This window comes from Thalassotalea loyana, assembly GCF_030161435.1.
GTDB classification, from domain to species: Bacteria; Pseudomonadota; Gammaproteobacteria; order Enterobacterales; family Alteromonadaceae; genus Thalassotalea_G; species Thalassotalea_G loyana.
This window is the reverse complement of the sequence record NZ_BSSV01000005.1, coordinates 1-12,153: the sequence shown is the minus strand read 5'-3', so window position 1 is coordinate 12,153 and position 12,153 is coordinate 1. Positions and strand designations below refer to the sequence as shown.

The following is a 12,153-nucleotide window of genomic DNA, read 5'->3' as shown; positions in this document are numbered from 1 at the left end:
TCAGTTACGCTTGCGCTTTCGCAAGGCGAGCTTCTTTTTCAAGTTTTGTTTGGATGCGTTTTCGCTTTAATGGAGATAAGTAATCTACAAATAACACACCGGCAAGATGGTCCAACTCGTGTTGAATACAGATACTCATTAACTCGTTGCCGTCTAATGTAAATTCGTTACCTTCACGATCGAGTGCCTTTACTGTTATTTGCTCGTGGCGCGTTACTTTAGCGTAACAGCCAGGAACCGATAAACAGCCTTCTTCATTAATAAATGTTTCGTCACTTTTCGCGATAATTTCAGGATTGATTAAAACGATCGGTTCATCGCCTTCATCAGAAACATCCATAACAACAATGCGTTTGTGAATGTTAACTTGGGTAGCCGCTAAGCCAACACCTTTTTCGTCGTACATGGTTTCAAGCATGTCGTCGACGATCTTTATAATTTCGTCGTTAACCTCAGCAACTTCTTCTGCTTTAGTTCTTAATCTTTCGTCAGGGAATCTAAGTACGTTTAAAATAGCCATAATTGTTCAAAATAATTAGCGATATTCAAGATAGAATGTTATGTTTCAATTTTAGCCATTAAATGCAATTAATCATAGTGGTTATTGAATAACAGGCAGGGTAGCATGTTAAAAAAAATAATATTAACAACAATTAGCTTCCTTTTACCGATGCTCGCATTGGCAGATGAGCTCACTTTAAAAGAGAATGCACCAAAAACATATGTCGTTAAAAAAGGAGATACGCTTTGGGATATTTCAGGCTTATTTCTGAATAAACCTTGGTTGTGGCCTAAACTTTGGCGACTAAATCCTGAAATAAATAATCCTCATTTAATCTACCCTGGTGATGAATTGCGCCTTGTTTTTGATGCACAAGGTCAGCCAATGCTCGTCAAAGGTAAACCTGAGCTAAAATGGTCACCAAAGGTACGTACCCAGTTAAAAGACCTAAATCCGGTTGAGACATTACCACTTAACATTATTGAGCCTTATATTCAGTACGCTAGCGTGTTTGACAAAGCTAGCTTAGATAACATGCCGTATATATTAGGTAGTGATGAAGGGTATAAGTCGAGCGTTGACGGTTTTTATTTATACGTCAAAGGAAACTTAACACTCGGCCAAGCGTATGCGATTTACCAAAAAGGTGATGAAATAGTTGATCCTGAATCTCAAGAAGTATTGGGCTATCACTCCGTGCTAGTTGGTACAGGTAAAACGTTACGTGAAGGCGATATTGATAACAATATTCCGGCAACCTTGTATTTGGACGGTGTTAAAAGAGAAGTAAGGTCTGGCGATGTTGTATTGCCTGTAAACGAAGGTCAACAATTACCTGCATATTATACAATGCAAGGTGCAAATGATGGCTTAGCGGGATCTATTATCTACTCGGCATCTGGTGGACGAGAGTTCGGGAAACTAGAAGTCGTGATGATAAACCTTGGTGAAAGCCAAGGTGTTAAGGCCGGAGATGTGTTTAGTATTGGTCGTGTAAGCCCTGACGTCGTTGAAACAAAGCAGGGACCGATATATACCAAAGATGCATCTCGATGGCATCGCATGGCAAATCGATCGAAGTCTGATTACCAAATGCCGATGGAGAATGTTGGTAAGATGATGATTTTTAAAACTTATGATAAAACAGCGATGGCATTAATTTTAAATTCCACCAAACCTGTTCGATTAAAAGATATGGTGACAGCCCCTTAGATTAAGCTGTACTAAAGGCTATCTCTTAAGGAGGAGAGATGGCTAGAACAAATATTGAATTTTGGCTAGCGCTTAAATTAGTACCTAGACTTAGCCATACCAAAAAGCTTCAACTTGTTGAGCTTTTTGGTATATCGAGATTATTTAGTAACCCCCCTGATCTTTCGAGCTTAAAGCTTACCGAAGCTCAACGTTCGAGTATCCTTCAGCCTGACTGGCAGCGAATCAACAATATAGTCCAGGACACAGAGAAGGCAGGCGCCACTATCGTGGCATTTGACGACCCTGATTATCCTCTCCAGCTCAAGGAGATTTTTGATCCGCCATTTATTTTGTTTGTAAAAGGCAACAGACAATTGTTGCTACGCAAACAGATCGCGATAGTAGGAAGCAGAAGCTGCACTGTTACTGGCAGGGAGACGGCTTTTTCTTTTGCAAAAGATGTTGCAAGCCAAGGTCTTGTCGTCACCAGTGGGTTGGCGCTAGGTATCGATGCTGCTGCCCACCAAGGAACTCTTGATATCACCAGTAGTACGATTGCTGTGATTGCGACAGGAATTGATATCGTTTATCCACGTCGTCATGGAATATTAATGAACAAAATATTGGCTAACGACGGTCTAATTGTTAGTGAGTTTTTACCAAAAACTGTGGCAAAACAAGGCCATTTCCCTAAACGAAATCGTATTATTAGTGGCTTGTCACTTGGTGTCCTTGTCATTGAGGCTAAGGTGAAAAGCGGTTCATTGATTACGGCAAGAATGGCGTTAGAGCAGAATAGGGATGTATTTGCTGTGCCAGGAAGTATTCATAATGAAATGTCATCAGGCTGTCATGCGTTAATTAAACAAGGTGCTAAACTTGTTACTGAGGTGGCCGATATACTTTATGAGTTGGCTATCGATTTTTCAGCACCGCTATTGTTGGAAAATCAAGCTGGTAAAAATGAATGTGAAAAAACCAACGATCAAGGCTTGTTAAAAGACTCATTGTTAGCTAGTGTGGGAGATGAAATAACACCAATTGATGTGGTTGTTTCTCGAACGCAACTTCCCATAGAGGAAGTGTTAAGTCGACTAACAGTTCTTGAGCTTAGAGGTCTGGTAGCAGCTGTACCAGGAGGCTACTTGAAGTTAACTAGGGGGTAGTGATGTTTGACATTCTTATGTACCTTTTTGAAAACTATATTCACTCAGAAGCAGAAGTTATGGTTGATAACGACACATTAACGGATGAGCTTAAGGGTGCTGGTTTTCACCAAGATGAAATCTATAAAGCGTTAAAGTGGCTTGAACAACTTGCTGCCTTGCAAGATGCTGAAGCATTCCCATGCTTAACTAAAATCAATAACCATTCTGTGAGGATATACACAACTGAAGAAATGCAGTTGTTAGATACTCAATGTCGTGGTTTCTTATTATTCCTAGAGCAAGTCAATGTCCTTGATTTTACAACACGTGAGTTGGTGATAGACCGCGTGATGGAGCTTGACACTAAAGAGTTCACATTAGATGACCTGAAATGGGTGATATTAATGGTACTATTTAATGTTCCAGGTCAGGAATCGGCATATTCTCAACTCGAGGATTTGATTTTTGATGAAGTACCTGACGGACCATTGCATTAAGGCATAATCCTTCATCAAGTCATATTCATTTATGGGTGTTTTATGACATAATTAGCTTATCTAGTTATCTGTTTACAAGATTTGGTTAATTATGTCTGAACACGATGATTCATTATTTGAGCGTCATGAACATGCCTTAGAAAAGGCGTATGAAGTGTGTCCAGAATGTGGTTCTGAGCTTGCAATCAAGCATTCTAAAAATGGTGCGTTTTTAGGGTGTGTATCTTACCCAACCTGTCAATATACTCGTCCTATCGTCGAGCATGAAAAAGTTGAAGACAAAATCTTGTCAGGGACGAGCTGTCCTGAGTGTGGTCATGAGCTAGCGGTCAAGCAAGGCCGCTATGGTATGTTTATTGGCTGTAGTAACTTTCCTGCTTGTCATCATATTGAAGACCCTAATGCAGTGGAAGAAGAAGACGAGAGCGAATTAGTCACTTGCCCAAGCTGTAAGAAAGGGCAGTTGCATGAAAAACAAAGCCGGTATGGCAAAACCTTCTACGCATGTGACTGTTACCCAAAGTGTAAGTTTGCGGTAAACCATCAACCCGTTAAGGGCAGTTGTAACGAATGTGGTTTTGAATTATTACTGAAAAGAAATATGGCAAGTGGTGAAAAGCTACAATGCGCTAATAAAAAGTGCGGAAAATTTCAATAATACGCATTAGCTAATATAAAAAAGGCCCTTAACGTTAATGACGTTCAGGGCCTTTATTCATCTAGGTTGTATCTACGTTAGTTGTTCAATATATTGCGCAACTTCAGGGAATTCATCTTCAGGTAAGATGCTTGCGATTTTATTTAAGCGCTCAATTAATTGAGCTTTAGTATCACCACAAACATTGATGTGTCCCATCTTACGGCCCGGACGCTTCGACTTTCCGTACCAATGCATCGCTACCGATGGCACATTAAGTACTTGGTGATCAACGTGATCTGGACCCAAAATATTGATCATTGCCGCAGGACGGACAAGATGAGTTGAGCCTAATGGCAAATCAACAACAGCACGAATATGGTTCTCAAATTGACATGTATCACTGCCTTGCTGTGTCCAATGGCCTGAATTATGGACCCTTGGGGCGATTTCATTGACTAATAATTTGTCACCAACTTGGAAAAACTCAATAGCGAGTACACCAACATAATCCAATGTATTAGCAATGCTATCGAATGCTTCGGCAGCTTGTTTTTGTAGCTCTTGTTTTTCGTTAACGGCTAGTGAAACACTCAAAACACCATTGCAATGATGGTTTTCTGTTAGCGGGTAGGCATAAGTTTCGCCATGCTTGTTGCGAACACCAACAAGTGATACTTCGCGATCAAAAGGAATCATTTGTTCCGCGATTACACCCTGTTGCTCTGAGCCTTTCGCGCCATCGAAAAAGGCTTGGATATCAAGCCAAATTGCTTCACTTTCCGCTTTATCTTTGAGTCGCCATTGACCTTTTCCATCATAGCCGGCGAGGGCACTTTTTAAGATAAGGGGTAAGCTCAATGAGTCAAGTGCGGCATCAAAGTCTTCTTTCGTATGGATGATTTTGTGTGGTGCGTTAGCAACCCCTGCATCATCCAGTAACGCTTTTTCTAGACGGCGATCGCCACCTGTTTTGATTGCTTGGCTTGACGGAAATAATTTTCCAGTCGCTTCACAAATAGCTAAAACGTCATGGCTAATATGTTCGAATTCAGCCGTAATAACATCCGCGAATGCGAGACCATCTTCTAAGTCACCGTAAACGAGGCTATTAACGAGTGGATCTATCACTTTATCAGAACCCACATCGTAGGCTCTTACTTCAATATTAAGAGGCTTACTTGCTAACGCCATCATGCGAGCAAGTTGGCCGGCACCAAGTACAAGAACTTTTTTCATCATTATGGTTGTGTTGGATCAGGGTTGTCTAAAATGGTTTGTGTTTGCTCTGCACGGAACTTTTCGACATTAGCCATAATAGTCTCATCATGAGTTGCTAAAATTTGTGCGGCAAGTAAGCCTGCATTTGCTGCACCGGCAGTACCAATAGCGAGTGTGCCCACTGCGATGCCTTTTGGCATCTGAACTATAGAGAGAAGTGAGTCTTGACCATTAAGCGCTTTAGACTGAACAGGTACACCTAATACAGGTAAGCTGGTAAATGCAGCAGCCATACCAGGTAAATGCGCGGCACCACCAGCGCCTGCAATAATCACTTTGATACCACGATCTTTTGCGTTTTCTGCGTAGTCAGCAAGCAAATGTGGTGTTCTGTGAGCAGAAACAACTTTAGTTTCATATTTCACACCAAGTGAATCTAACATTTGTGCTGCGTGTGTCATTGTCGGCCAATCCGACTTAGACCCCATGATGATACCAACTGTCATGATAAAAATGCCTTTTTATTAACTGTGTAAATAAACTGCAAGAGGGCAGAAATGAATTGGCGGCTATTATACCTGTGTTTCTAGCTGAGCGAAACTTCAACAGTTCATTGGTTTGAACATAATGCGTTAACACCCCAGGTATTAGACTAAAGCACAATATCTATTTCTTATTCTCAACATACAATCATAGTGTGTCGATTTTTTAGTCAAGGTGAATAAGATGAATAATATCTATCAACAAGGCCTAGATCAGGTTTATGCCAATAATACGCCGCTTTCTCCCGTTAACTTTTTACAGCGCACGGCGCAAGTTTTTCCAGACCGTATTGCTATTATTCATGGTGAGCAAAAGATTACATATAAAGAGTACTACCATAATGTAAACCGACTCGCGTCAGCACTCATTGCTAGAGGCGTGCAAGTGGGTGATACCGTTACTGTCATGGCGGCAAATATTCCTGCTTTTCTCGAAGCTCATTTTGCAGTACCAATTACCGGCGCGGTATTGAATTCGTTGAATACTCGCCTGGATGCCCAAGCATTAGCATTTATTCTAGATCACGGTGAATGTGATGTGTTGTTTGTTGATACAGCCTACTCAGAAGTGATGCGTAAAGCGTTGTCGCTTTCAAGCCGTAATCCATTAGTGATTAATATTGATGATATTGGTAATGGTGACTTGATCGGTAGCTTAACTTATGAAGCATTACTAAAAGAGGGCACTGCTGAATATACAGATAATTTCATTACAGATGAATGGCAAGCCTTGGCATTAAACTACACATCAGGGACAACAGGTAACCCGAAAGGTGTCGTTTATAGTCATCGTGGTGCTTATTTAAATGCAGTAGGCAATACGTTAATTTGGCCTCTTGGTGAGCACCCAGTTTATCTATGGACGTTGCCAATGTTTCATTGTAATGGCTGGTGCTTTCCATGGACAATTACAGCTGCCGGCGGTACTCATGTTTGTTTGCGTCAAGTTGAGCCTGAAGCTATTGTGCAAGCGTTTGTTGATCATCAAGTTACACATTTCTGTGGAGCACCCATTGTGTTAAACATGATTTTAAATGCTCCAGCAGAATTAAAATTAAACATTCCTAGAAATATTAAGGCTATGACTGCAGGCGCGCCCCCCCCTGCGGCTGTCATAAAAGGAATGGAGTCACTAGGCTTTGATATAACGCAGTCTTATGGTTTAACTGAAGTTTATGGTCCGTGTGTGGTGAGTCAGTGGAAACCTGAGTGGGAAAACAAGGATGAAGATGAGCGAGCTGCACTAAAAGCACGTCAAGGCGTAAAATATCCAACGCAAGAGCATGTAGATGTGCTCGATCCTGAAACGATGAAGCCTGTTCCAAGTGATGCGACCACCATCGGTGAAATTATGTTTCGCGGCAACACAACAATGAAGGGATATTTGAAGAACCCTACGGCGACAGAGAATGCGTTCAAACATGGTTGGTTTCACTCTGGCGACTTAGCAGTAAAGCACCCTGACGGTTATATTGAAATTCGTGATCGTTCGAAGGATATTATTATTTCTGGCGGTGAAAACATCTCTTCGGTTGAAGTCGAAGGTGTGTTATTTCAACACCCTAAAGTGCTTGAGGCTGCGGTTGTTGCAAAATCATGTGAGACTTGGGGTGAGACACCATGCGCGTTTGTATCACTAAAACCTGGTGAACAGCTATCAACAGAGGAAATCATTGCATTTTGTCGTCAGCATCTAGCGCATTTCAAATGCCCGAAAACAATTGTTTTTGAGGATCTACCAAAAACATCAACCGGCAAGGTGCAAAAGTTTATTCTAAGAGAGAAAGTAAGAAATATGCCTGCGCAAGCGAGCTAAGTCAGCTTATTTTGTTAATTTTCTGGAGATAGACTACCAAAGGGATATAATTAGCACTTTTCAAATGTTCAATAAAACAGTTAACCGATGGAAAGTGCAGTTCAAGCATATCAAGAAGGCGGAATAATCGCCTATCCAACAGAGGCGGTATTTGGTTTGGGATGTGATCCTACAAACCAAGCCGCCGTTGAAAAACTATTGTCTATAAAACAGCGACCAATAGAAAAAGGGTTGATCTTACTCGCCGCAAATTATTCTCAGTTGTTACCATTTGTTGATGATAGTCTCATACCACAAGACAAGCGTTTTAGCGTGCTATCTCGTTGGCCTGACGGGATTACACAAGTGCTTCCTGCAAAAGCAGATGTACCGGCTTTTTTAACAGGAAAGTTTTCTTCAATCGCTGTCCGAGTAACAAGCCAACCGGATGTGGTAGCGCTTTGCAATGAAGTAAATGGCCCTATTGTTTCGACAAGTGCTAATTTGACGGGGCATGAACCAGCAAGAACAGCATCAGACGTAAAACAAAATCTTGGTGAACTTGTCGACTTCATTGTTGAAGGTGACACCTTAGGCTTTACTCAACCATCTAAAATTATTGATGGTTTAACAGGAGAAGTATTTAGAACATGAGCCAAGTAAACATTAATTCGGTTATTGATTATCTAAAGTCATTGCAAGATCAGATATGCCAAGCGCTAGAGCATGCTGATGGCTCAGGAACGTTTGTTGAAGATAACTGGCAACGTGAAGCCGGTGGGGGTGGGCGCACGCGCGTACTGACAAATGGTTTGGTAATTGAGCAAGGTGGCGTCAACTTTTCTTATGTGTCGGGTGATAAGTTACCTCCGTCAGCAACCGCTCATCGCCCTGAGCTGGCAGGCCGAACATGGCAAGCTTGTGGTGTTTCACTCGTTATTCACCCTAAAAACCCATACATTCCAACATCTCACGCAAATGTTCGTTTCTTTATTGCCGAAAAAGAAGGTGAGGAGCCTGTTTGGTGGTTTGGTGGCGGCTTTGATTTAACACCATTTTACCCGTTTGATGAGGATGTAAAACACTGGCACCAGGTAGCACATGATTTAACCGCTCCATTTGGTGACAACGTTTATAGTGAACATAAAAAGTGGTGTGATGATTACTTCTTTTTAAAGCACCGAAACGAGACTCGTGGAGTAGGTGGCCTTTTCTTTGATGATCTCAATGAATGGGGATTTGATAAGAGTTTTGACTATATCAAAGCGGTTGGTGAAGGTTATATCGATGCATATGTACCTATTATGAACAAGCGTAAAGATACTGAATTTGGCGAGCGTCAACGTCAATTTCAGCTTTATCGTCGTGGTCGTTATGTCGAGTTTAATTTGGTGTTCGACAGGGGAACACTATTTGGCCTCCAATCTGGCGGTAGAACTGAGTCAATTTTGATGTCGATGCCACCACTTGCTCGATGGGAGTATAACTACCAGGCTGACGCTGGTAGTGAAGAAGCAAAGTTACTTGATTATTTAACACCACAAGATTGGCTTAAATAGATTACAAATAGAAAACAGTTTGTAACGTTAAAATATGAAAAAGGTGCAGCTTGTGAATGAGAGGCACCTTTTTTTGATTTTAGAATAAACAACTCACCCTATAACTGCATTCATATATCAACTAGTTAGCGTCAAGCAAGCTAACAAATAAAAAGTTCAATTGGATTTTTTGATATAGATCATGCTTTAACACTGTTTACACATTGATAAAGTTTTTACATTTTCTTTTTTGAGGTAAATCAAGTTTTGTTGATTCCTAAGTCGATAAACTACGCCCATTACTTAGTTAGGAATCATTCTTATGAAAAAGAACTTATTAGCAGTTGCAGTTTTATCATCTTTATCAGTATCAGCTTTTGCTGGCGGTTACCAAGCAGGTGACATTGTTGTTCGCGGTGGTTTGGTAAACGTACAACCAGACAGTGCTGAACATGTAATCTACGCGGGTGGCGCTCCAGTTGATATCGGATTAGGCAATTTAAAGGCGTCTGTAGAAGATGATACTCAAGTCAGCTTGAACTTAGTTTACTTCATCGATTCAAATTGGGCGGTTGAATTGTTAGCGGCGACACCTTTTTCACATGATATTACTGTTAACTTAGGCGATGGCACAAAAACAAACCTTGGTGAAACTAAACACTTACCACCTACGTTAAGTGCTTTATACTACTTTGACACTAATTCAAACTTCAAACCATATGTTGGTGCTGGCATTAACTATACGTTTTTCTTTGAAGATGACTTTAATCCAGCGATGGAAGGCTCTGACTCACCATTGAATTTAAGCGACTTAAATTTAGAAAATTCTTGGGGATTAAGCGCACAGATTGGTGCTGACTACTATTTTGACGAAAACTGGTCAATCAATGCATCTGTTCGTTACATCGATATCGATACAACAGCTCACTTTAAAGCACTAGGTGGTGCAGCAGATGGTTACGTTGACGTGAACATTGACCCAATCGTTTACTCACTTCAAGTAGGTTACAAGTTTTAATCGAGTGATTGAAAAACTCCGATGCCCTTAAGCAGCAATTTTATTGCTGCTTTTTTTTGTTTAATAATTGCTGCTTTTTTTTATCCTGTAAATTAATTAAGCTTGTCCACCTGTCCTTTAAATTCGATTACCTATGGATCAATACTTCGTCGTTGGAAACCCGATTAAACAATCAAAGTCACCGACAATTCACCAGTTATTTGCTCAGCAAACAAAACAGCAGCTCAATTATGATAAGCACCTGATTGAACAAGGTGACTTTTATCAAACAATAATGCAATTCAAAAACGATAATATTAAAGGGGTAAATGTTACTGCGCCTTTTAAAGAAGAAGCATTTGAATTGTGTGATGAATTAAGTGAGTTTGCGGCTAAGGCTGGCGCAGTTAATACCTTAATTATTGATGGCGATAAGATTAAAGGTGACAACACTGATGGCGTTGGCTTAGTTAATGATTTACTTAATAACCAAGTACCGTTAAAGGGTAAACGTATTTTAATACTTGGCGCTGGTGGTGCAGCAAAAGGTGTGGTTGCGCCAATCCTTGAACACCAGCCTAGCCAATTAATTATTGCTAATCGAACCCTTAAAAGGGCACAAGACATTGCTAGCCAATATCCCGATAATATTATTAATGTCGTTACCTTTGACCAATTAGAGGATATGTCAGTAGATGTGGTCATCAATGCAACGTCAGCTGGATTAAATGGTCAGTCGCTACCGGTGCCCGCATCGATTATTACGACCTCGGTGATCTGCTACGATATGACGTACGGCAAGGAACTAACCCCATTTTTAAATTTTGCCAAGCAAGCTGGTAGTGAAAATCTGATAGATGGTTTAGGCATGTTAGTAGGGCAGGCTGCTCAAAGTTTCTATTTGTGGCGTGGTGTTATGCCTAATGTCAATCAAGTCGTTGCAACGTTACGAGCGCAGATGTAATTATGAACCAGGCAATACTTCTTAATGATGACTTAACATATACAGGTGATAGCTGGCGGTTAACAGGGTTGGCATCGGGGCAACTAATCACCATTACGGTATATACCAAGCAAACTGATTATACCGATAGTTTAAAGTTTGATATTGAGATGGCGGTAGAAGACTGGCTCGAAGATCACGAGCCAGATGATTTCAGCGCTATTGAATTAACCCTTTAAATAATCATTTTTTAGAATAACGTAGTTTTCCGCAGATTTTGCTAGAAAAGCTTGCTCTTCAGGTTTTAAAGTGCGAGCTTTCTTCATTGGGTTACCAACGTATAAAAAACCACTTTCCAATATTTTGTTTGGTGGGACTAAGGTTCCTGCTCCAATAAAAACATCATCCTGAACAATTGCCCCGTCCATAATAATTGCGCCCATTCCAACTAGAATACGATTCCCCAATGTGCAGCCATGGAGCATACATTTATGACCGATGGTTACATCATTACCAATAATCAGTGGATTACCGTCAGGGTTAGTATCGCTTTTTCTTGTAACATGAAGCACGCTGCCGTCTTGGACGTTCGTTCTATGGCCAATGGTGACTTTATTAACATCACCACGCATAGCAACAAGAGGCCATATACTGCTATCGTTTCCTATAGTTATGTCACCTACAACAATAGAACTTGAATCTATATAAGTATTTACACCTATTGTTGGCAATATCCCCTTAAAAGGGCGAATGTTATTTTCCATATTCATCTCTTTTAATATGAACCTGTATTGCCACATCTTACCGCAAAATAAACGAAAAGATTTTAAATTAACAAAAATCGACGTTTTTCCAGCAAAATATAGTGATTCCGCTTATTTATTTGTCACTTTGTAGACTAATTAGGCAAACAAAAATTAATTTAAAAATAAGTGTTGACGTGTGATAAAAAATCCCTAAAATGCGCATCCACTTCTTCGGGACAACCCAACGAAGTGTTTTGATAAGTTTAGTTAGTCTAAATGAATAGCAAACGGGTCAAACAACGTAGAAAAATAATTTAAAAAGTTTTTCAAAAAGTTGTTGACATCAAAATTGAGAAGCGTAGAATGCGCATCTCGCTTCGAGGCAACGGCCAT

Annotated in this window: 14 protein-coding genes; 10 read left to right on the top strand and 4 right to left on the bottom strand. The window is 40.5% G+C overall.

The window, feature by feature from the left end; genetic code table 11:
• Positions 1–4: 4 nt before the first annotated feature.
• Complete coding sequence (gene def, locus QQK05_RS11405; protein ID WP_284298677.1) at positions 5–520, bottom strand: peptide deformylase; 516 nt, start codon at positions 518–520, stop codon at positions 5–7.
• Between the two features lie 105 nt (positions 521–625).
• Here def and QQK05_RS11400 point away from each other — a divergent pair, with 105 nt between their 5' ends.
• The 4 genes from QQK05_RS11400 (at position 626) to QQK05_RS11385 (ending at position 3,999) form a co-directional block, all read left to right on the top strand.
• Positions 626–1,714 carry a LysM peptidoglycan-binding domain-containing protein gene (locus QQK05_RS11400; RefSeq protein ID WP_284298675.1) on the top strand — a complete coding sequence of 363 codons (1,089 nt, stop codon included), beginning with the start codon at positions 626–628 and terminating at the stop codon, positions 1,712–1,714.
• A 38-nt stretch (positions 1,715–1,752) separates the two neighbouring features.
• Positions 1,753–2,862: a DNA-processing protein DprA gene (gene dprA / locus QQK05_RS11395; protein ID WP_284298673.1), complete on the top strand. Its 1,110-nt coding sequence runs from the start codon at positions 1,753–1,755 to the stop codon at positions 2,860–2,862.
• 2 nt (positions 2,863–2,864) lie between these two features.
• The gene (locus QQK05_RS11390) at positions 2,865–3,341 is read left to right on the top strand and encodes a DUF494 family protein (protein WP_284298671.1); all 477 of its coding nucleotides are present in this window, start codon (positions 2,865–2,867) and stop codon (positions 3,339–3,341) included.
• Positions 3,342–3,432: 91 nt separating this feature from the next.
• Positions 3,433–3,999: a DNA topoisomerase family protein gene (locus tag QQK05_RS11385; RefSeq protein ID WP_284298669.1), complete on the top strand. Its 567-nt coding sequence runs from the start codon at positions 3,433–3,435 to the stop codon at positions 3,997–3,999.
• A gap of 72 nt (positions 4,000–4,071) precedes the next feature.
• On the opposite strand, the gene QQK05_RS11380 is transcribed toward QQK05_RS11385, so the two are convergent.
• Complete coding sequence (locus QQK05_RS11380; RefSeq protein ID WP_284299178.1) at positions 4,072–5,217, bottom strand: 5-(carboxyamino)imidazole ribonucleotide synthase; 1,146 nt, start codon at positions 5,215–5,217, stop codon at positions 4,072–4,074.
• A 2-nt stretch (positions 5,218–5,219) separates the two neighbouring features.
• Entirely contained in the window at positions 5,220–5,705 is a 486-nt protein-coding gene (gene purE, locus QQK05_RS11375) for a 5-(carboxyamino)imidazole ribonucleotide mutase (RefSeq protein ID WP_284298666.1), read from the bottom strand.
• Positions 5,706–5,925: 220 nt separating this feature from the next.
• Between purE and QQK05_RS11370 the strand changes: the two genes are divergently transcribed.
• The 6 genes from QQK05_RS11370 to QQK05_RS11345 all read left to right on the top strand — a co-directional run bounded on the left by QQK05_RS11370 (position 5,926) and on the right by QQK05_RS11345 (position 11,253).
• On the top strand, positions 5,926–7,557 hold the full coding sequence (locus QQK05_RS11370) for an acyl-CoA synthetase (protein ID WP_284298664.1): 1,632 nt from the start codon (positions 5,926–5,928) through the stop codon (positions 7,555–7,557).
• An 87-nt stretch (positions 7,558–7,644) separates the two neighbouring features.
• Positions 7,645–8,190 (top strand): Sua5/YciO/YrdC/YwlC family protein, encoded by a 546-nt coding sequence (locus tag QQK05_RS11365; RefSeq protein ID WP_284298662.1) that lies wholly within the window; start codon positions 7,645–7,647, stop codon positions 8,188–8,190.
• On the top strand, positions 8,187–9,095 hold the full coding sequence (hemF, locus tag QQK05_RS11360) for an oxygen-dependent coproporphyrinogen oxidase (RefSeq protein WP_284298660.1): 909 nt from the start codon (positions 8,187–8,189) through the stop codon (positions 9,093–9,095). Before QQK05_RS11365 ends, hemF begins: the two co-directional genes overlap by 4 nt.
• Before the next feature lie 301 nt (positions 9,096–9,396).
• Positions 9,397–10,092 carry an OmpW/AlkL family protein gene (locus QQK05_RS11355; RefSeq protein ID WP_284298659.1) on the top strand — a complete coding sequence of 232 codons (696 nt, stop codon included), beginning with the start codon at positions 9,397–9,399 and terminating at the stop codon, positions 10,090–10,092.
• Between the two features lie 133 nt (positions 10,093–10,225).
• The gene (gene aroE / locus QQK05_RS11350; protein WP_284298657.1) at positions 10,226–11,035 is read left to right on the top strand and encodes a shikimate dehydrogenase; all 810 of its coding nucleotides are present in this window, start codon (positions 10,226–10,228) and stop codon (positions 11,033–11,035) included.
• Positions 11,036–11,037: 2 nt separating this feature from the next.
• On the top strand, positions 11,038–11,253 hold the full coding sequence (locus tag QQK05_RS11345; protein WP_284298655.1) for a hypothetical protein: 216 nt from the start codon (positions 11,038–11,040) through the stop codon (positions 11,251–11,253).
• Here the strand turns inward: QQK05_RS11345 and QQK05_RS11340 are convergent.
• Positions 11,242–11,778, bottom strand: coding sequence for a gamma carbonic anhydrase family protein (locus QQK05_RS11340; RefSeq protein ID WP_284298653.1), 537 nt, complete (start codon positions 11,776–11,778; stop codon positions 11,242–11,244). The genes QQK05_RS11345 and QQK05_RS11340 overlap by 12 nt on opposite strands.
• Positions 11,779–12,153 lie beyond the last annotated feature (375 nt).